This is a genomic window from Streptomyces sp. NPDC001970, from assembly GCF_053594115.1.
This window is the reverse complement of the sequence record NZ_JBSFDW010000004.1, coordinates 79170-98095: the sequence shown is the minus strand read 5'-3', so window position 1 is coordinate 98095 and position 18926 is coordinate 79170. Positions and strand designations below refer to the sequence as shown.

Genomic DNA, 18926 nt, shown 5'->3' with positions numbered 1-18926 from the left:
CGTCAAGATCGGCCAATCGTTCCGAGCCGGTCGATCAACGTTCGGTCGTGCAAGCCCAATCACCCCTAGAATCCTGGAAGTTGACCGAGGTTGATCGAGGGGGAGGGCGTATCCATGTCCGACGGCACCGCCGAGGACGGCACACGAACCGCCAATCAGCTCGTTTTCGGCGACCTCACCGACTATCCCGTGATGGCCCAGGCGCTCGACAACCAGTGGCTCCCCGCCGACCTCGCCGCCGCACGCCAGAGCACGGACGCCCCGTCAGGGCCGAGCCCCGAGACCGTCGCCGCGGCCTCGGCCGAGCTGCGCCGCGCGCTGGTGAACAGCGGCACGCTGGTCGTGAACCGCGCGTACTTCCTCAACAACGAGGCGCTCAGCGCCCCTTACCGCGCCTCGGCGGATCCCGCCGAGCGGGAGGCGTTCGTCCGGCTGCTGAACGACCGCGCACTGGTGCCGTATCTGCTGACCGAGCGCGATCCGGCCGGCGAGTACCCGTGGGCGTACGACCGTGCCGTGCACCACGACTGGCAGCGGCTGCTCGCGGACGAGGCGGATCCGGCGTCCGTACGGTTCGACTGGGACGACGAGGCGAACCGCGAACGGGCGGACGCGGTCGGGAACTTCTTCTCGCGCGAGCTCTCGGGGCTGCGGCGGCTGCGGGCGTCGCAGCTCGCGAAGAACCTCGGGATCCCGGTGGAGCAGGCCCGGGCGATGCGGGAGGGCATCCTCAAGGACCTGTACATCTGGGCGGGCGAGCAGGACGTGGACCGGAACATCCTCCGGAGCGACGTCTACCGCGAGTTCCTGACCAGGCCGGGGACGGAGCCGTACGAGAACCTCCTGCGGGACGGCGACCATGTCGTCCCCACCAAGCAGCTGATCGACCTCCTCTACAACCTGGGCATCCCGAAGGCGAGCAAGCTGATCGCGCTGACCCCGCCCGACTCTCCGCCGCGCTCCACGCTGGAGGAGCTGCGGCTGGAGGACCGGGCACGGGACGACGATCCGGAGGCGATCGGGCTGCTGCTGCGGGATCTGTTCGCGGATTCGCTGCACCGGGCGGTGGACGGGCCGAATTCGTACGGCTCGCTGACGCTGGCGGACATCACGCGGCTGAGGCGGGAGGAGGAGTGGCGGGCGTATGTGAACGCGCTGGACGCCTTCGTGCGGGGCGGCTTCCGGGACGGTCGGCTGCCGTCGGCGGAGGAGTTCAACGCGGCGACGTCCGACATCGCGCGGCGGCATGCGCGGATGCTGCGTACGGCGCGGAAGGTGAGCGGCTCGCAGCAGGGCTTCCAGCGGGAGATCGTGGCGGCGGTGGTGCTCGAGTCGGCGGGGCTCAGTCTGATGATCACCGGCGGTGAGGAGGTCTCGCTGGTCGGCGGCTCGATCCAGCTGGCGACGGCGGCGGCCGGGGCGGTGGCCATCCGGCTGGAGTTCTGGGAACGGGGCGCGGGCGGCAGCAGCGGGCGGGTCCGGCGTTCCGGGCTCAGTCATTCGGTGACATTGCCGACGCTCAGGCTGGGCAACCTGAAGAAGGACTGGGGGACGATTCTGCGGGTGTACGGCGGCCGGGTCGCCGAGACCGGCGCCGAGCCCCGCGGAAGGCAGGCGGACCAGCAGTCGCCGGACGCCTGACCGGTCACGTGGCGCGACACCGAGGGGGGCGTACGGGATGGAGCTCTACGAACGATTGCGCGCCGAGCGCCCGGATCTGTTCCTGAACGTGCCGGGCGGCATCGAGATCCTCTCCGACCCGGAGGCCGTCGCGGCGGCCGGCGGTGTGCTGTACGCGGACCCGTACGTGATGCTCCTGCGCGACCCGGTGCGGTTCCCGGACGGGCGTACGGGTACGTACATCCGCTCGGTCAGCCGTAACGCGGAGCCGGGCTGTGTGGTGCTGCCGCTGCTGGACGGCGGGGTCGTCCTGATCGAGCACTACCGCCATGCGACCCGCTCCTGGCAGTGGGAGGTGCCGCGCGGCTTCGGCACACGCGGTCTGAGCGCCGAGGCCAACGCGGCGAAGGAGCTGAGCGAGGAGATCGGTGCGCACGTCCTCGAACTGACCGCCCTCGGCGCGATCCACCCGGACACCGGCATGACTGCCGACCGCGTGCTGCTCTTCGCGGCCCGCATCGACGCCGTCGGGAGCCTCGCCACGGGCGAGGGCATCCGCTCCGCGCGCACGATGCCGCCGGCGGAGGCCGACGCCATGATCGCCGACGGCCGTGTGACCGACGCCTTCACCATCGCGGTCCTGACCCGCGCCAGGCTGGCGGGGCTGACTTCCTGACCGCGCAGCGGCCGGCCCCCGGCCCCGGCCGCCCGGACGGCACCGGTCGCACCGGGGGAGCCGGGATGACCGGTGCTCCCGGATCAGCTCCTGCGGCGGGCCGCCTCGTACAGGACCACACCCGCGGCGACGCCCGCGTTGAGGGACTCGGCGCCGCCCGGCATGGGGATGCGGACGCGGAAGTCGCAGGTTTCGCCGACCAGCCGCGACAGGCCCTTGCCCTCGCTGCCGACGACGATGACGACCGGGCCGTCGAGGGCCTCGAGCTCGCCGACCTCGACCTCACCGTCGGCGGCGAGGCCGACGACGGTGATGCCGGCCTTCTGGTAGGCCTCCAGGGCGCGGGTGAGGTTGGTGGCGCGGGCGACCGGGGTGCGGGCGGCGGTGCCGGCGGAGGTCTTCCAGGCGCCGGCCGTCATGCCGGCGGCGCGGCGCTCGGGGACGACCACGCCGTGGCCGCCGAAGGCCGCGACGGAGCGGACGACCGCACCGAGGTTGCGCGGGTCGGTGACGCCGTCGAGGGCGACGATCAGGGGGTCCTCACCGTCGTCGAAGGCGGCGGCCGCGAGGTCCTCCGGGTGCGCGTACTCGTACGGCGGGACCTGGAGGACGAGCCCCTGGTGGTTGAGCCCGTTCGTCATCCGGTCCAGCTCGACCCGCGGCGCCTCCATCAGGTTGATGTTGCCGCGCTCCCCGGCGAGGTGGAGCGCCTCGCGCACCCGCTCGTCGTTGTCGATGAACTGCTGGACGTACAGCGTCGTCGCCGGCACGCCGTCGCGCAGCGCCTCGAAGACGGGGTTGCGGCCGACGACCATCTCGGACGAGCCCTTGCCGCCGCGGCGGGCGACGGGCCGCCGCTGGGCCTGCTTGGCCCTGGCGTTGGCGACGCGGTTCTTCGCATGGCCCTTGCGGGCGGACGCGGGCGGGGTCGGGCCCTTGCCTTCGAGGCCGCGGCGCCGCTTGCCACCGCTGCCGACCGTCGCGCCCTTCTTGTTGGACGTGCGGCGGTTCCTGCGCTGGCTGTTCCCGGCCATGACTACCTGTTTCCCTGAATTCTTCGTGGGTCCCGGACGGATCTTCGCGGGTCCCTGATGCGTACGTACGTAAGAAGTGTGCCGCCCGGGCGGCCGGGCGGCACACTGTCGCTGGTCAGCGAGGTCCGAGCGTCCAGCGTGGGCCGTCGGGGCCGTCCTCGATGGCGAGCCCGGACTGGTTGAGCTGGTCGCGGATCGCGTCCGCGGTCGGCCAGTCCTTGCGGGCCCGCGCCGCCTCGCGCTGCTGCAGCACGAGCCGTACGAGCGTGTCGACGACGCCGTGGAGGTCCTCGCCGCGGTCGGCCTCGCCCGCCCAGTGCGGGTCGAGCGGGTCGAGCCCGAGGACGCCGAGCATGGCCCGCACCTCGGCGAGGCGTGCGACGGCGGCTTCCTTGTCGTCGGCGGCCAGCGCGCTGTTGCCCTGCCGGACCGTGGTGTGGACGATCGCGAGGGCCTGCGGGACGCTCAGGTCGTCGTCCATCGCCTCGGCGAAGGCCGGCGGCACCTCGGCGGCGGGCTCGACGGTGCCCCCCGCCTTCTCGACCACGCGCTGAACGAAGCCCTCGATGCGCGCGAACGCGGACTCGGCGTCGCGCAGGGCCTCCTCGCTGTACTCGATCATCGAGCGGTAGTGCGGGGTGCCCAGGTAGTAGCGCAGCACGATGGGCCGCCACTGCTTGACCATCTCACTGACGAGGACCGAGTTGCCGAGCGACTTCGACATCTTCTCGCCGCTCATCGTCACCCAGGCGTTGTGCACCCAGTACGACGCGAAGTCATCGCCGAAGGCCTTGGCCTGGGCGATCTCGTTCTCGTGGTGCGGGAAGATCAGGTCGATCCCGCCACCGTGGATGTCGAAGGCGGTGCCCAGGTACTTGTGGGCCATGGCCGAGCACTCCAGGTGCCAGCCGGGGCGTCCCCGCCCCCACGGGGTCTCCCAGAACGGCTCACCCGGCTTCTCCGCCTTCCACATGGCGAAGTCCCGCGGGTCGCGCTTGCCCGTCTCGCCCTCCCCGGAGGGCTGGCGCAGATCGTCGAGATCCTGGTTCGACAGCTCCAGGTAGCCGGGGAAGGAGCGGACGTCGAAGTAGACGTTGCCGTCGGCCTCGTAGGCGTGGCCGCGCTCGATGAGGCCGCGCATCATCTCGACCATCTCGGTGATGTGGCCGGTGGCGCGCGGCTCGTACGACGGGGGCAGGCACCCGAGCACGTCGTAACCCGCGTTGAAGGCGCGCTCGTTCTCGTACCCGATCGACCACCAGGGGCGCTCCTGGAGGTCCGCCTTGGCGATGATCTTGTCGTCGATGTCCGTCACGTTGCGGACGAACGTGACGTCGTAGCCGCGGTACTCGAACCAGCGGCGCATGATGTCGAAGTTGAGTCCGGACCTGATGTGCCCGATGTGCGGGGCGGACTGCACGGTCGCGCCACACAGGTAGATCGAGACACAACCCGGCGTGAGCGGGACGAAGTCACGGATCTGCCGGGCGTTGGTGTCGTACAGCCGAATAGTCACCACTCAAGAGTAGTGGCCCTGTGGCAGTGCCCCGCGCCCCTTGGGGACGCGGGGACTCGATTGTGACCACGGCGACGGCGGAGGGCCGTGTGCGCTCAGACGAGGGCGCCGACGACCTTCCGCGGGGTGACCCGGACGACCACGCGCGGGGCGTCCTTGCCGGCCTCCGGGTTGAACTCGGCGTACATCTTGCCGGCGTACTTCATCGACAGCTTGTCGATCAGCTCCTGGCCGCCCTCGCTGGTGAGGGTGGCGGTGCCGCGGATCTCGGCGTACGTGTACGGCTCGTCGAAGGGCTGGACGAGCACCGTCACGCGGGGGTCGCGGCGGATGTTCTGCTCCTTGCGGCGCCCGACGGTGGTCGAGATCCAGCAGGTCGTCGCCGTCACGCTTCACCCAGACGGGAGACACCTGAGGGCTTCCGTCGGGCTGGATGGTGGCGAGGTTGACGAAAACGGGCTTGTCGAGCAGGTCCTTGAGCTTGTCGCTGAGTGGGGCGGTCACGGTGCGGTCCTCCTGACCTCGTTGACTCCTGGCGCAGGAATTCGTCGATTCCACAACCGCTCTACCTCACGCGACCCCCCGCACCCGGTCAGGACGCGCGGACGACCACCGCCGTGGCGATCGCTGCCAGCCCTTCGGCCCTGCCGGTGAGCCCGAGACCGTCCGTCGTCGTGCCGGACACGGACACCGGGGCGCCGGCCGCCTCGCTCAGCGCCTTCTGCGCCTCGTCACGCCGCTTGCCGATCTTCGGCCGTACGCCGATGACCTGCACGGCGATGTTGCCGATCTCGAAGCCCTCGGCGCGGACGATCCTGGCGGCCTCGGCGAGGAGGGTGACCCCGGAGGCGCCGGACCACTGGGGGCGACCGGTGCCGAAGTGCGCGCCGAGGTCTCCGACGCCGGCGGCGGAGAAGAGGGCGTCGCAGGCGGCGTGGGCGGCGACGTCTCCGTCGGAGTGACCGGCGAGACCGAACTCCTCGTCGGGCCAGAGCAGGCCCGCGCACCACAGCTCGCGGCCGCGCTCGAAGGCATGGACGTCGGTGCCGATGCCGACGAGGGGGATGCCGGCCGGCGGCAGCCGCAGATCAGGTGCCTCAGAAGCCATCGTTGGCCCTCCTGCGGGCGAGTACGGCCTCGGCGAGGACGAGGTCCAGCGGGCGGGTCACCTTGAACGCCTCTTCATGGCCGGGTACGACCACGACGGGCGCGCCGAGCTGCTCGACCATCCCGGCGTCGTCGGTGGCACCGTCGCCGCCCACGACGACGGTCTCGTGGGCGCGTACGAGCATGTCGCGGTCGAAGCCCTGCGGGGTCTGCACGGCGCGCAGCCGGGCGCGCTCGGGGGTGGCGACGACGGGCTCGGGTTCGCCCTTCTCGCGCGGTTCGACCTGCTTGACGGTGTCGGCGAGCGGCAGAGCGGGGACCACGGCCGGGGCCCCGTCCCGTACGGCTTCGATCACGCCGTCGACGATGTCGACGGGGACCAGCGGGCGGGCCGCGTCGTGGACGAGGACAGTGGTGATCGTCTCGGGGAGTGCTTCGAGGCCGAGGCGGACGGACTCCTGGCGGGTCTCACCGCCGGGGACGACCAGGTAGTCGGTGCGCTCGGGCAGCGCATGCTCGTCGAGCAGGTTCTTGACCTCGGGGGCGCCGTCGGGCGGTGCGACCACGACGACGAGCGAAACGGCCCGGGAGGCCGCCATGGCGCGTACGGCGTGGATCAGCATGGGGGTGCCGTTGATCGCGCGGAGCGCCTTGGGGGCGCCCGGGCCGAGCCGTACGCCCCGGCCTGCCGCGGGGATCACCACGGCGGTGCGGCCGGTGCGCGTCTGTTCTGACATCGGTTCCACTCCGGAGGTCGTGGACGGCCCCTCTTTGGCATGGCCAGGCCCGAATTCGGCTTGGCCAGGTTTGTGCCCTCGGCTCATCTGGGTATGGCCAGAGCGTGCCGGGCGCGACGCCTTGACCGGAACTCTTTCCGTGACACCTGGTTGAGCGAGCTGCGCCAGCTGCCCGGGCCCGGCACGTCAAGAGGTCGGGGACGCTCGGGGACGGGGGACGTCGGGATGGTGGGGGTGCCGGGGATCGACCCGGCGCCGGGATCTTGGTCGTGCGGACATGCCGCAGTGCCCGGCGACACAACCCCTCAGCTGGTCAGCGGGCACCGCGGCATTCAGTTCTGCACCGTGGACGCCTGGCGCGGGAGAGCGCAGACGCCCGGTGTCAGGACGCGAGGACCTCGTCGAGGAGAGCCTCGGCCTTGTCCTCGTTCGTGTTCTCCGCGAGGGCCAGCTCGCTCACCAGGATCTGGCGAGCCTTGGCCAGCATGCGCTTCTCACCTGCGGAGAGACCGCGCTCGCGCTCGCGGCGCCACAGGTCACGCACCACTTCGGCGACCTTGATGACATCGCCGGAGGCGAGCTTCTCGAGATTTGCCTTGTAGCGACGGGACCAGTTCGTGGGCTCCTCCGCATACGGCGCGCGCAGCACGTCGAAGACCCGGTCCAGCCCGTCCTGACCGACCACATCTCGCACGCCAACGAGATCCGCATTGTCCGCCGGCACACGAACCGTCAAGTCGCCCTGAGCGACCTTGAGCACCAAGTAGGTCTTGTCCACGCCTTTGATCTGGCGAGTTTCGATGGCCTCGATCAGCGCGGCCCCGTGATGGGGATAGACCACGGTGTCGCCAACCTTGAACGTCATGTGACAGGTACCCCTTCCGTGGCTATCCAGGGTAACACGAGAACGGCTTCTTCTGAATGGCGTTTTCGCAGGTCAGGGCATATCTCGGGGCTTGACAACAGCAACCCGGACGTGCTGCGGACGGCTTCCGGAAGGGGGTATTCGCAGGTGGGAGCGGCTGCACGGGCGCACAGAAACGCGCACGTTACACACACCACAACCCACACCCATGCGGATGAACGTCCCGATTTGCCTGGTTCCCAGCAGTGTACTTCCCGTACTCCGTTCGAGGCCCGGTCACCCGCACGGCGGGGGTGGCGAGAAGGAATCCCGAATTGATCACCAAGGGCGTCGCGCGGTTTTCCGTAAGAAATGTGTGATGGCCTGCGGAATTGATCAGCCGGCTTATGTGAACAGCGGACCAAATCCGTCGGACGGGCATGCGGCGATCCCGCCCGGGGATGGCGACGGGGGAGGTCGGGGCAGCGTCCGGGGCGGGTCGGGTGCGGGGCGCCGACCACGGCTCGGTAACCTGAGCCCGCTGTAAGACCCGCAAGGCCCGTACCACCTCAGCCCGTCCGTACGTCCAAGGAGTTGCCGCCGCCGTGAGCCGCAGCCTTCGACGCGGCGCCATCGCCGCCAGTGCCCTCGTGATCTCGATCGCCTCGCTCTCCGCCTGCGCAGCAGGCATGGACGCGCAGACGCTCGGGGTGAAGCCGGACAACGCCGCAACCTCGGTCGGTGACATCAAGATCCAGAACGCGACGGTGATCGCGCAGCCCGTCGCGGGCACGGAGGGACCGGCGGTCGTCTCGGCGACGCTGTTCAACGACGGCACCCAGCCGCAGACCCTCGACTCCATCACGCTTCCGGGCACGAACGCCGCCGTGAAGCTGTCCTCTGCCACGGGCAGCGGCCCGGTCACCGTGCCGGCCCTCGGCTCGGTCGTGCTCGGCGGCAAGGGCAACGCCGCGGCGGTCATCGAGAACGGCCGCGAGGTCGGCCAGAGCGGCAACGTCCAGGAAGTCGTCTTCCGCTTCAGCGAGACCGGCGACGTGAAGATCCAGGCCTTCGTCGTGCCTGCCGACACCTACTACAAGGACTTCGGCCCGTCCGTCCTGCCGCAGCCTCCGGCGTCCCCCACCCCCACGGGCAGCCCGACCGGCGCCGAGACCGCGCCGGCGGAGGGCCAGCACGGCGACGAGGGTGAGCACGAGGGCGACGCCGGGACCGAAGGCGAGCACGAGGGCGACGCCGGGACCGAGGGCGGCGAGGCGACGCCGTCGGACTCCGCCTCGGCGTCCCACGAGGCCGGGCACTGACGCAAGCCCGCGCATGCACCCGTACGCGCACACGTCGGCGCCCCACCGGATGGATCCGGTGGGGCGCCGCCGTACAGATGCCGGGGTGCAAGGCGTCGGCCGGACGCGCGGAACCGGCCGGACCCGCGGCTCGGGGAGCCGCCCGTGAACCCGTGAGCCGGTTGGGGCTCACGGGCTGCTCGGCGCCGAGTCCGCGGACCGTGACCAGGCAGCCAGCAGCAGCCGCGTCGCGCTCGAATCCCGTCCCGCGAGTGCCCCTCGCCTTGCTCGGCCCGGGGGCCTCCCAGGCGAGGGGACGCTGTGCCGCCGTGACGTCAGTCGCTTCGCGACGGGCGTCCGGCCGCAGGAGGGCCGGGCCGGTTTACGGCTCGAACTTGTAGCCCAGGCCCCGGACCGTGACCAGGTAGCGCGGAGCGCCCGGGTCGGGCTCGATCTTGGCGCGCAGGCGCTTGACGTGGACGTCGAGGGTCTTGGTGTCACCCACGTAGTCCGCGCCCCAGACGCGGTCGATCAGCTGCATACGGGTCAGCACACGGCCCGCGTTGCGCAGGAGCATCTCCAGGAGGTCGAACTCCTTGAGCGGCAGGTCGACCTTGCCCCCGGCGACGGTGACGACGTGACGGTCCACGTCCATCCGGACCGGGCCGGCCTCCAGGGCCGCTGGGGCGACCTCCTCCGGCTCGCCGCGGCGGCGCAGGACCGCGCGGATACGGGCGACCAGCTCCCGCGAGGAGAAGGGCTTCGTCACGTAGTCGTCGGCTCCTATTTCCAGGCCGACGACCTTGTCGATCTCGCTGTCCTTCGCGGTCACCATGATGACGGGGACGTTGGAACGGCCGCGCAGCTGGCGGCAGACCTCGGTGCCGGGCAGGCCCGGCAGCATCAGGTCGAGGAGCACGAGGTCGGCGCCGTTGCGCTCGAACTCGTCGAGCCCTTCGGGACCTGTGGTCGCCACAGCGACCTCGAAGCCCTCCTTGCGGAGCATGTAGGAAAGAGCGTCGCTGAAGGATTCCTCGTCCTCGACGACAAGCACTCGGGTCACGGAAGGACCTCCGGGGCAGGCAGTGGTTCGCGTGGGGTGGTCCGGGGATCAGGACCGGGGTGGGATTCGGGGTGGGAATCGGATTCGGGATCACGACGGAACTCGTGACCGTGAGCGGTGCGGGGTACGGGATCCGGGTCGGGATGCGAGACGGGACCGGGAGCGGTTCCGGAATCAGGATCGGGATCCGGGTCCGCGTCGTACAGTCCCTCGTCGGCTTCGTCGGCGACGTGGCTGCGCGTACGGTCCCGGACGGAGCCTGCCTCCGGCAACCGCAGCGTGAAGGTGGAGCCCTGACCCTCGGTGCTCCACACCGTAACCTCCCCGCCGTGCGAGGCGGCCACGTGCTTGACGATGGCCAGGCCCAGGCCCGTACCTCCGGTCGCCCGGGAGCGGGCGGGGTCGACGCGGTAGAAGCGCTCGAAGACGCGCTCGCGGTCCTTCTCGGAGATCCCGATGCCCTGGTCGGTGACGGCGATCTCGATCAGGTCCCCGCCGGGCGCGGGGACACGCCGCGCCGCTATGCCGACCCGGGTGCGGGCAGGTGAGTAGTTGACGGCGTTCTCGACGAGATTGCCGAGGGCGGCGGCCAGCTGGCCGCGGTGTCCCCAGACGTACAGGTCGGCGGTGCCGCCGGCGGCCATGGTGATCTGTTTGGTGGACGCGGTGTGGCGGGAGCGGTCGATGGCCTCGGCCACCAGCTCGTCCACCCGTACGGGCTCGGCGTCGTCCAGCGGGTCGTCGTTCTGCACCCGGGAGAGGTCGATGAGCTCCTGCACGAGATTGGTGAGCCGGGTCGCCTCGATCTGCATCCGGCCCGCGAAGCGGGTGACCGCCTCGGGGTCGTCCGAGGCGTCCATGACCGCCTCGGAGAGCAGCGAGAGCGCGCCGACGGGTGTCTTGAGCTCATGGCTGACATTGGCGACGAAATCGCGTCGTACCGCTTCGATACGGCGGGCTTCGGTGAGGTCCTCGACCAGGAGCAGCACGAGGCGGGATCCGAGCGGTGCGACCCGGGCGGAGACGGCGAGGGCCTCGCCGCGGCCGGTGCCGCGGCGGGGCAGGTCGAGTTCGACCTGGCGTATCTCGCCGTCGCGCCGGGTGTCACGGGCCATGTGCAGCATGGGCACGATGGCGAGCTTTCCGCCCCTGACCAGACCCAGCGCGTACGCGGCAGAGCTGGCCTTGACCACGGAGTCGCTCTCGTCGAGGACGACCGCGGAGGAGCGGAGCACCGAGAGCACGGTGTCGACGCCGGGCGGAAGCACGGCGTCCATGTGCAGGGATGTGCGGGTGGGTCTCGCCTGTTCGCGCTCGCTCCAACGGAACGCCAGCATGGCGATCACGCCGGTGCACACGCCGGCGATCGCAGCCAATGCGGCGACCGCCGCGTTCACGTCCATGCATCCAGGTTATGCGGGCGCCAGGGTGGTCTCCCAGCCATCCGAGTGGCACCTCGAACAGTCGTCGCCCAGAGTTCACCCGGGATAAAGTGCCGGTTCATTTGGGAGGGAGGATCCGGACGCGTTACGAACGGAACGTGGGAGCGTGGGGGTCTCAGCCCCACCCGGACCCCCGTTCACGTCAAGAGAGGGACTTCCCATGCGGGACGCGTACCACGAGGAACTCGATTCGATCGGCGAAGGCCTTGTCGAGATGGCACGGCTGGTCGGGTCCGCGATCGGGCGCGCCACGACGGCCATGCTCGACGCGGATCTGAAGCTCGCCGAGACCGTCATCGCCGCCGACCAGAAGGTCGACGATCTTCAGCACGACCTCGAGGCCCGCGCCATCGCCCTGTTGGCCCGCCAGCAGCCGGTGGCGACGGACCTGCGGATCGTGGTGACCTCCCTGCGGATGAGCGCGGACCTGGAGCGCTCCGGCGACCTGGCCCAGCACGTGGCCAAGCTGGCCCGGCTGCGCTTCCCGGACTCCGCGGTTCCGCAGGACCTGCACGCCACCATCCTGGAGATGGGCCAGCTGGCGCAGCGCCTGATGGCCAAGGCGGCGGAGGTCATCATCACGAAGGACGTCGATCTGGCCCTCCAGCTGGAGACGGACGACGACGAGATGGACCAGCTGCACCGCGCGCTGTTCACGCACCTGATAGACGAGCGCTGGAAGCACGGCATCGAGACGGCGGTCGACGTCACCTTGCTGGGCCGCTACTACGAGCGCTTCGCCGACCACGCGGTCTCGGTCGCCAAGCGCGTCGTCTACCTGGTGACGGGCGAGCACGCCGATGAGCTCCAGCCGGAGACGACGGTCGAGGGCGCCTAGCCTCTGGCTCCCGGGGCCGACGGGGCCACTCCACCCGGCGACGCCGTACAGCAGTACGACGGTGAAGCGGCGCAAAGGGACTGCGGAAAAGCGGGTCGGGGGCGCGGGCACATCTGTGCGCCGTTGATGCGCCGGGCCCAGTGGGCATGCAATGGGGAAAGGCGACACACGCACGCCTTCGAGGAGGACCCCATGGCCGATTCCCCCACGACCGACCCTCAGCAGGACGCACCTGTCGAAGGGACGCCCACGCCCCGCCACCTGCCGCTCGTCGCCGCCTGCGGCTGCGGCTCGGGCTGCGGCTGCGGCTGCCAGTCGGGCGGGCCGTGCCAGTGCGGCGGCTGACCGGCCGCGCTTGATCCACGACAGCAGAGGGGCCCCGTCCGCTTACCCCGGACGGGGCCGTTCGGCTCGCACGCCGGTCAGGACCAGCCCGGACCGGGACCAGCCCTGGCCCGGCATGCACCGCGCGCCGTTTCACCATCCTCACAGTCGTAGCGGGTGGCGACGGCTCTGAACTGCTTGAGCTTGTTGATCGCCCGCTCGCCGCCGCTCGCGAGCACGGCATGCACGCGCTGCGGCACTTCTACGCGTCCGTTCTGCTGGACGCCGGGGAGAGCATCAAGGCCCTGCCGAGTACCTCGGACACTCCGACCTGGGGCTGACGCTGAAGGTGTACGCCCACCTCATGCCGAGCAGCCGGGACCGGGCCCGGAAGGCTCTCGGACGTGCGCTCCGGCCGCAGAATCCGGAGGGCTGAGGGCCCAGAGTGGTCCCGGGCCGTGAAAATGCCTCCCATCCGCGCCATATGCGCAGGTGGGAGGCATGATCACCACACCTACTTCTTCTTGCCCTGGTTCTTGACCGCCTCGATGGCCGCCGCCGCGGCCTCCGGGTCGAGGTAGGTGCCGCCCGGGTTGACGGGCTTGAAGTCGGCGTCGAGTTCGTAGACGAGCGGGATGCCGGTCGGAATGTTGAGGCCCGCGATGTCGGCGTCGGAGATGCCGTCGAGGTGCTTGACCAGCGCGCGCAGGCTGTTGCCGTGGGCGGCGATCAGGACCGTGCGGCCCGCCAGCAGGTCCGGCACGATGCCGTCGTACCAGTACGGCAGCATGCGGACGACGACGTCCTTCAGGCACTCGGTGCGCGGGCGCAGCTCCGGCGGGATCGTCGCGTAGCGCGCGTCGTGGGCCTGGGAGAACTCGTTGTCGTCGGCGAGGGCCGGCGGCGGGGTGTCGTACGAGCGGCGCCACAGCATGAACTGCTCCTCGCCGAACTCGGCGAGGGTCTGCGCCTTGTCCTTGCCCTGCAGCGCGCCGTAGTGGCGCTCGTTCAGGCGCCAGGAGCGGTGCACCGGGATCCAGTGGCGGTCCGCGGCCTCCAGCGCGAGCTGGGCGGTGCGGATGGCGCGCTTCTGGAGGGAGGTGTGGAGTACGTCGGGGAGCAGGCCGGCGCCCTCGAGCAGCTCACCGCCGCGGACAGCCTCCTTCTCGCCCTTCTCGGTGAGGTTGACGTCCACCCAGCCGGTGAACAGGTTCTTCGCGTTCCACTCGCTCTCGCCGTGGCGGAGCAGGATCAGCTTGTACGTCGCGTCGGCCATGGGCCCGAGCCTAATCGACGCCCGATGCGGCCGACGATTGACGTCCGCCGTCAATCGACTGGCGCGCGGGCGCACCTGATCTGTAAGTTGCCGATCACTGCAGTGCCACTTACAAGCCGGGGGGAAGTCCGTATGTCCGCAGCCACGCTCCGACGTGCCGCGAAGGAGAGCGTCTCGGGCCTTCCCCGGGAGTTCTGGTGGCTGTGGACCAGCACCCTGGTCAACCGGCTCGGCGCCTTCGTCGCGACGTTCATGGCCCTCTATCTCACGCTGGATCGGGGCTATTCGGCCTCGTACGCCGGACTCGTCGCCGCCCTGCACGGACTCGGCGGCGTCGTCTCGTCGCTCGGCGCGGGGGTGATGGCCGACCGGCTGGGGCGGCGGCCCACGCTGCTGCTCGCGCAGACCTCGACCGCCCTGTCCGTCGCGCTGCTCGGCTTCATGGAGCACCCGGTGGCGATCGCGGCCGTCGCCTGCCTCGTCGGTATGACGAGCAACGCCTCCCGCCCCGCGGTGCAGGCGATGATGGCGGACATCGTGCGCCCCGAGGACCGGGTGCGGGCCTTCGCACTCAACTACTGGGCGATCAACCTCGGCTTCGCGATCTCCTCCGCGGCCGCCGGCCTCATCGCCGAGTACAGCTATCTCGCCGGCTTCCTCGGCGAGGCCGCGCTCACGCTCGTCTGCGCGGTGCTGGTCTTCGTCAAACTGCCGGAGTCCCGGCCCGAGCGCAGCGCCGCCGCGGAGAAGAGCGAGGCGGAGGTCGGGCTCGGCACCGTCCTGCGGGACGGGCGGTTCATGGGCGTCGTCGGGCTCTCCTTCCTCATCTCGCTGATCTTCATGCAGGGGTCGGTCGGGCTGCCGGTGGCGATGGGCCTGGACGGCTGGTCCCCTTCCGACTACGGACTCGTCATCGCGGTCAACGGCGTGCTGATCGTCGCCCTGCAGATCCCGGTCACCCGCTTCATCGAGCACCGCGACCCGCAACGGCTCCTGGTGATCTCCGCGCTGCTCGCGGGTTACGGCTTCGGGCTGACGGCCTTCGCCGGATCGATCGGCGTGTACGCGCTCACCGTGTGCGTCTGGACGCTGGCCGAGATCATCAACTCCCCCACCCAGATGGGCCTGGTGGTCCGCCTCTCCCCGGTCCACGGCCGCGGCCGCTACCAGGGCGTCTACACCATGTCCTGGTCGGTCGCCGCCCTGGTCGCCCCGCTGCTCGCGGGGTACGTGATCGACCACTTCGGCGCCGAGTGGCTGTGGGGCTCGTGCGGGGTGATCGGCACGGTGGCGGCGCTGGGCTACTGGCTGCTGATGCGCGCACTGCCGGGGGCGTCGGCGGCCGACGGCCGGCTTCCGGGCCCGGCCGTCCCCGCCACGGCCGAGCCCTCGGAGCGGGCGGACGCCTGAGGGCCCGGGGCCCGCGGGCCGCCGCTCCCTCCGCGGCAGCTCAGCAGTCGAGCGCGCGCTGCGCCTCGTACAGGTTCCGCGGCCGCACGGCGCCGGGCGAACCGTAGGCCTCGATCCGTGAGTTGAGCGCCCCGGTGAAGTCCGGCACGTCGATCTGGTCGAACTCCCGCACCGTGGAGATGCCGACGGTCGCGCTGTACGGGGCGATCCCGTCGATCCGTACCAGGCCCGCCCGTTCGTTGGTCACCGTGACGTTCCAGTGCGTGAAGCGCGCCCCGTACAGAGGTCCTGCGGACGCGTCGCCGCCGTGCCGCCCGTTGTTGTCGACGGTGATCTCGGTCCGTACGTTCGCGAACGGCATCCCGCGGTGCGTGTCGAAGGTGCCCATCTCCATCACGCCTCGGGACCAGACGTTGTAGCTGGACAGGCCCTCGACGTTGATGCCGTGCAGCTGGGTGCCGGCCGGAGCGGGCACGGTGCGCTGCTCGATGACGAAGTCCTCGACGAGGTTGTCGTGCGCGCCCTCGCGGCAGAAGTACGGGTGGTGCGAGCCGCGGCCCGCGACGCGGGTGCGACGCAGCGTGCACGCGGAGGCGGCGACGAGCCCGAAGCCGTTGTCGACGTGGCGGACGGTGATGTCGTCGGCCCAGCAGTCGTACGCGCACTGGAAGGTGACGCCGTTGTGGCCCTTGTCGAGCAGATGGGGTGCCTGCGGGGTCTCGACCGCCTCCAGTGTCAGCCCCTCGACCCCGGAGCCGGTCAGCGCCTCGACGTGCGTGGTCAGGCGCGGGTCCCACTCGGGGCGTACGTCGAGGGGCAACGGCCGCTCCAGCCACACCCGGTCCCCCCGCACGGACTCGACGCGCACGGGCCATTCGTAGGGCACGTACGAGGTGAGCTTGGTCTTGTCGTCCCACACGTACGCCTCGGGGCCGGGGCCGTCCCCCGCCATGTGTTCGAGGAGGGTGTGCGCGGCGTCGTCGGCGAGGCGCAGCAGGACGAGCTGTCCGCGCCGCAGCGCCGAAGGGTCGTCGACGGTGACGCAGCGGTCGCCGCGGCGGGCGGGGCGGACGGTGGTCAGGGTGCTCCACTCGTCGCGCCGGTTGCCGGTCCAGCCCTCGAAGGGCCAGGCCCGGGCCTGGATGGCGGCGGTGAGGCTCTCGTAACGCGCCTGCGGGCAGAGCCAGATGAGGCCGCCCGCCCACGACCAGCTGGACTTGTCGCCGCCGTAGCGGCTGCCGTACGGGCCGATGAGCTCGGTGAGGTTCTTCGTCGCGACGAGCTTGGTGCGGCCGCTGCCGGCGCCGCGCAGGACGACGTTGCTGTGGCCGATGCGGATGACGTCGTCGATGCGGTAGGTGCCGGGCGGGATGAGGACCGTGCCGCCGCCGCGTTCGCCGGCAGCGGCGACGGCACGGTTGATCGCGGGGGCGGCGTCGGCGGAGCCGTCCGGGTGCGCCCCGAAATTCAGGACGTTCGCCACGACGCGCGGCCGGGGGAAGTACGCCGATCCGCCGCGCTGCCCCGCCCTGCCGACGAACGGGATCTGGGGGTGGGTGTACGGGGACGCGGCGAACTCCCGCCAGAGCGTTGCGGTCTCACGGGTCCGGGTGGCGGCATTCGCCGTACCGCCGGTCACGGCGACCGCGGCCACGGCTATCGCACCGCCGAGCAGGCCCCGTCTGGTCAGCTGATCCATGCGCCACCTTCCACGTATATGAACGCCGTTCATGTCTACGTCGGCGGTGAGCATGGCACGACCCGGGCAGGGCAGGGAAGAGGTCGTACAGAAGGTGTGCGTTGACGATCTACTTCGCCGGGCGCTGAGTCAGATGGGTGAACGCGTCAAGATTTCGGGTGGACTCGCCGCGGGACACCCGCCACGCGTACTCCTTGCGGATCGCGGTCGCGAAGCCCAGCTCCAGCAGGCTGTTGAACCCGCCGTCCGCCGCCTCCAGCACCGTGCCGAGCAGCCGGTCCAGCTCCTCGGGCGTGATGACCGAGAGCGGCAGCTTGCCGACCAGGTAGATGTCGCCGAGCGGGTCGATCGCGTAACTCACGCCGTACAGCCTGAGGTTGCGCTCCAGCAGCCAGCGGTGGACACCCGCCTCGTTCTCGTCCGGGTGGCGGATGACGAAGGCGTTGACGGACAGCGAGTGCTGACCCACGATCAGCGAACAGGTCGTCGACAGCTTGCGGGTGCCCGGCAGCTTCACGACGTACGAGCCCGGCTGGGGGCTCTCCCACTCCAGCTCGGCGTCCGTGAGCGTCTGCTCCAGGACCTTCAGCACGTCAGCCATGGTGGGAGCGTACGCGACGGCGGTGCTCGTGCATCGCCGCGGTGTACACGTCCGCGGTGGCAGTGGCCGCCGTGTCCCAGCCGAAGCCGCGCGCGTGGCGCGCCGCCGCGGCACCCATGCGGCCGGCCAGCTGCGGCTCGTCCACGAAGCGGCGCAGCGCGCGGGCGTAGTCCGCCGGGTCGTGCCCCGGCACCAGGAAGCCGGTCTCCCCGTCCCGTACCGCGACCGGAAGACCGCCCACGGAGGCCGCGACGACCGGTGTGCCCGTCGCCTGCGCCTCTATGGCGACCAGCCCGAAGGACTCGCTGTACGAGGGCATGACCAGCACGGACGCGGCGCGGAACCAGTCCGCGAGCAGGTTCTGCGCGACCGGCGGCCGGAACCGTACGACATCGGCGACCCCGAGCCGGGCCGCCAGCTTCTGCAGGCCCTCCGGCCTGGCGAGACCGCTGCCGCTGGGCCCGCCGACGACCGGCACGATCAGGCGGTGGCGCAGGGCCGGGTCCTGCTCCAGCAGCAGGGCGACCGCGCGCAGCAGCACGTCGGGGGCCTTCAGCGGCTGGATACGGCCGGCGAAGAGCGGGATCACTGCGTCCTGCGGGAGTCCGAGGCGGGCTCGGGCGGCGGCCCGGCCGTCGGCGACGCGGAAGCGCTCCAGGTTCACGCCGGGGTGGACGACGGCGACTTTGGCGGGGTCCGCGTCGTAGTGGCGGATCAGCTCACCGGCCTCCTCCGCCGTGTTGGCGATCAGCCGGTCGGCGGCGTCGACGATCTGGGTCTCGCCGATCACGCGGGCCGCGGGCTCGGGCGTGTCGCCCTCGGCGAGCGCGGCGTTCTTGACCTTGGCCATGGTGTGCATGGCGTGGACGAGAGGGACGCCCCAGCGCTCGGCGGCGAGCCAGCCGACGTGGCCGGAGAGCCAGTAGTGGGAGTGGACCAGGTCGTAGTGGCCGGGCCGGTGGCCCGCCCAGGCCTGCATCACGCCGTGCGTGAAGGCGCACAGCTGGGCCGGGAGGTCCTCCTTGGCCAGGCCCTCGTAGGGTCCCGCGTCCACGTGCCGGACCAGCACACCGGGCGCGAGCTCGACGACCGGCGCCAGCCCGCCCGCGGTCGCCCGGGTGAAGATCTCCACCTCGACGCCGATGGCGGCGAGGCGCTTGGCGAGCTCCACGATGTAGACGTTCATGCCGCCCGCGTCGCCCGTCCCCGGCTGGTGCAGGGGGGAGGTGTGCACGCTCAGCATGGCGATGCGGCGCGGCCTGCGGTGATGTCCGGTAAGCCGCAGCCGGGGCGGCGATGCCAGGGTTCCGGCGAGCCGGGACACGTACTGGCTCACGTGGACGGTCCTCTCCGCTCGGGTGCGCTCGCTGCTCGGCGTGCCTGAGGATGGGCATGCCGACAAGGGGCGTTCGCCGGCCCCTCAAGCGGCAGAACAGCG

General features: G+C 71.0%; 17 protein-coding genes and 2 pseudogenes. 7 read left to right on the top strand and 12 right to left on the bottom strand.

Annotated features, from left to right (window positions below):
• Positions 1–114: 114 nt before the first annotated feature.
• Complete coding sequence (locus ACWCP0_RS07055) at positions 115–1641, top strand: hypothetical protein (RefSeq protein ID WP_451077841.1); 1527 nt, start codon at positions 115–117, stop codon at positions 1639–1641.
• 37 nt (positions 1642–1678) lie between these two features.
• Positions 1679–2296, top strand: a complete 618-nt coding sequence (locus ACWCP0_RS07050; protein ID WP_451077840.1) for an NUDIX hydrolase — start codon at positions 1679–1681, stop codon at positions 2294–2296.
• An 83-nt stretch (positions 2297–2379) separates the two neighbouring features.
• Here the strand turns inward: ACWCP0_RS07050 and rlmB are convergent, their stop codons facing one another.
• From rlmB to ACWCP0_RS07020, 6 genes and pseudogenes are all read right to left on the bottom strand, one after another.
• Positions 2380–3330 carry a 23S rRNA (guanosine(2251)-2'-O)-methyltransferase RlmB gene (gene rlmB / locus ACWCP0_RS07045; protein ID WP_451077839.1) on the bottom strand — a complete coding sequence of 317 codons (951 nt, stop codon included), beginning with the start codon at positions 3328–3330 and terminating at the stop codon, positions 2380–2382.
• A 115-nt stretch (positions 3331–3445) separates the two neighbouring features.
• The gene (gene cysS, locus ACWCP0_RS07040; protein WP_451077838.1) at positions 3446–4846 is read right to left on the bottom strand and encodes a cysteine--tRNA ligase; all 1401 of its coding nucleotides are present in this window, start codon (positions 4844–4846) and stop codon (positions 3446–3448) included.
• A gap of 95 nt (positions 4847–4941) precedes the next feature.
• Positions 4942–5350, bottom strand: a pseudogene (locus ACWCP0_RS07035) (PPOX class F420-dependent oxidoreductase).
• Positions 5351–5438: 88 nt separating this feature from the next.
• Positions 5439–5954: a 2-C-methyl-D-erythritol 2,4-cyclodiphosphate synthase gene (gene ispF / locus ACWCP0_RS07030; protein ID WP_451077837.1), complete on the bottom strand. Its 516-nt coding sequence runs from the start codon at positions 5952–5954 to the stop codon at positions 5439–5441.
• Positions 5944–6690, bottom strand: coding sequence for a 2-C-methyl-D-erythritol 4-phosphate cytidylyltransferase (gene ispD / locus ACWCP0_RS07025; protein WP_451077836.1), 747 nt, complete (start codon positions 6688–6690; stop codon positions 5944–5946). Before ispD ends, ispF begins: the two co-directional genes overlap by 11 nt.
• 382 nt (positions 6691–7072) lie before the next feature.
• Positions 7073–7555, bottom strand: a complete 483-nt coding sequence (locus ACWCP0_RS07020; RefSeq protein ID WP_017945956.1) for a CarD family transcriptional regulator — start codon at positions 7553–7555, stop codon at positions 7073–7075.
• 584 nt (positions 7556–8139) lie between these two features.
• Here ACWCP0_RS07020 and ACWCP0_RS07015 point away from each other — a divergent pair.
• Positions 8140–8856: a DUF461 domain-containing protein gene (locus ACWCP0_RS07015; RefSeq protein WP_451077835.1), complete on the top strand. Its 717-nt coding sequence runs from the start codon at positions 8140–8142 to the stop codon at positions 8854–8856.
• A 361-nt stretch (positions 8857–9217) separates the two neighbouring features.
• On the opposite strand, the gene ACWCP0_RS07010 is transcribed toward ACWCP0_RS07015, so the two are convergent.
• Both ACWCP0_RS07010 and ACWCP0_RS07005 read right to left on the bottom strand, forming a co-directional pair.
• Positions 9218–9898 carry a response regulator transcription factor gene (locus ACWCP0_RS07010; protein ID WP_064067557.1) on the bottom strand — a complete coding sequence of 227 codons (681 nt, stop codon included), beginning with the start codon at positions 9896–9898 and terminating at the stop codon, positions 9218–9220.
• Positions 9895–11301 (bottom strand): ATP-binding protein, encoded by a 1407-nt coding sequence (locus ACWCP0_RS07005; RefSeq protein ID WP_451077834.1) that lies wholly within the window; start codon positions 11299–11301, stop codon positions 9895–9897. The genes ACWCP0_RS07010 and ACWCP0_RS07005 overlap by 4 nt, the downstream gene beginning before the upstream one ends.
• Before the next feature lie 199 nt (positions 11302–11500).
• Between ACWCP0_RS07005 and phoU the strand changes: the two genes are divergently transcribed.
• From phoU to ACWCP0_RS06990, 3 genes and pseudogenes are all read left to right on the top strand, one after another.
• Positions 11501–12178, top strand: a complete 678-nt coding sequence (gene phoU, locus ACWCP0_RS07000) for a phosphate signaling complex protein PhoU (protein ID WP_451077833.1) — start codon at positions 11501–11503, stop codon at positions 12176–12178.
• A gap of 192 nt (positions 12179–12370) precedes the next feature.
• A complete protein-coding gene (locus ACWCP0_RS06995) occupies positions 12371–12523 on the top strand; it encodes a hypothetical protein (protein WP_451077832.1) in 153 nt (50 codons plus the stop codon).
• A 191-nt stretch (positions 12524–12714) separates the two neighbouring features.
• Positions 12715–12938: pseudogene (locus ACWCP0_RS06990) on the top strand (tyrosine-type recombinase/integrase); the annotation flags it as partial.
• A gap of 78 nt (positions 12939–13016) precedes the next feature.
• Here ACWCP0_RS06990 and ACWCP0_RS06985 read toward each other — a convergent pair.
• Positions 13017–13778: a phosphoglyceromutase gene (locus ACWCP0_RS06985; RefSeq protein ID WP_451077831.1), complete on the bottom strand. Its 762-nt coding sequence runs from the start codon at positions 13776–13778 to the stop codon at positions 13017–13019.
• 132 nt (positions 13779–13910) lie between these two features.
• Between ACWCP0_RS06985 and ACWCP0_RS06980 the strand changes: the two genes are divergently transcribed.
• Entirely contained in the window at positions 13911–15188 is a 1278-nt protein-coding gene (locus ACWCP0_RS06980; protein ID WP_451077830.1) for an MDR family MFS transporter, read from the top strand.
• Between the two features lie 40 nt (positions 15189–15228).
• Here ACWCP0_RS06980 and ACWCP0_RS06975 read toward each other — a convergent pair whose 3' ends face one another.
• The 3 genes from ACWCP0_RS06975 to mshA all read right to left on the bottom strand — a co-directional run bounded on the left by ACWCP0_RS06975 (position 15229) and on the right by mshA (position 18824).
• On the bottom strand, positions 15229–16887 hold the full coding sequence (locus ACWCP0_RS06975) for a glycosyl hydrolase family 28-related protein (protein ID WP_451077829.1): 1659 nt from the start codon (positions 16885–16887) through the stop codon (positions 15229–15231).
• A gap of 109 nt (positions 16888–16996) precedes the next feature.
• The gene (locus tag ACWCP0_RS06970) at positions 16997–17488 is read right to left on the bottom strand and encodes a type III secretion system chaperone family protein (protein WP_351229829.1); all 492 of its coding nucleotides are present in this window, start codon (positions 17486–17488) and stop codon (positions 16997–16999) included.
• Positions 17481–18824, bottom strand: coding sequence for a D-inositol-3-phosphate glycosyltransferase (gene mshA / locus ACWCP0_RS06965; RefSeq protein ID WP_451077828.1), 1344 nt, complete (start codon positions 18822–18824; stop codon positions 17481–17483). Before mshA ends, ACWCP0_RS06970 begins: the two co-directional genes overlap by 8 nt.
• Between the last annotated feature and the right edge of the window lie 102 nt (positions 18825–18926).

Bases quoted from the DNA above. Each gene is read 5' to 3' on its own strand.
- ACWCP0_RS06980 (WP_451077830.1), top strand. From the start codon at position 13,911: ATGTCCGCAGCCACGCTCCGACGTGCCGCGAAGGAGAGCGTCTCGGGC.
- ACWCP0_RS07005 (WP_451077834.1), bottom strand. From the start codon at position 11,301: ATGGACGTGAACGCGGCGGTCGCCGCATTGGCTGCGATCGCCGGCGTG.
- ispD (WP_451077836.1), bottom strand. From the start codon at position 6,690: ATGTCAGAACAGACGCGCACCGGCCGCACCGCCGTGGTGATCCCCGCG.
- ACWCP0_RS06970 (WP_351229829.1), bottom strand. From the start codon at position 17,488: ATGGCTGACGTGCTGAAGGTCCTGGAGCAGACGCTCACGGACGCCGAG.
- ACWCP0_RS07020 (WP_017945956.1), bottom strand. From the start codon at position 7,555: ATGACGTTCAAGGTTGGCGACACCGTGGTCTATCCCCATCACGGGGCC.
- ACWCP0_RS06995 (WP_451077832.1), top strand. From the start codon at position 12,371: ATGGCCGATTCCCCCACGACCGACCCTCAGCAGGACGCACCTGTCGAA.
- ACWCP0_RS07050 (WP_451077840.1), top strand. From the start codon at position 1,679: ATGGAGCTCTACGAACGATTGCGCGCCGAGCGCCCGGATCTGTTCCTG.
- rlmB (WP_451077839.1), bottom strand. From the start codon at position 3,330: ATGGCCGGGAACAGCCAGCGCAGGAACCGCCGCACGTCCAACAAGAAG.
- ACWCP0_RS06975 (WP_451077829.1), bottom strand. From the start codon at position 16,887: ATGGATCAGCTGACCAGACGGGGCCTGCTCGGCGGTGCGATAGCCGTG.
- ACWCP0_RS07055 (WP_451077841.1), top strand. From the start codon at position 115: ATGTCCGACGGCACCGCCGAGGACGGCACACGAACCGCCAATCAGCTC.
- ACWCP0_RS06985 (WP_451077831.1), bottom strand. From the start codon at position 13,778: ATGGCCGACGCGACGTACAAGCTGATCCTGCTCCGCCACGGCGAGAGC.
- phoU (WP_451077833.1), top strand. From the start codon at position 11,501: ATGCGGGACGCGTACCACGAGGAACTCGATTCGATCGGCGAAGGCCTT.
- ispF (WP_451077837.1), bottom strand. From the start codon at position 5,954: ATGGCTTCTGAGGCACCTGATCTGCGGCTGCCGCCGGCCGGCATCCCC.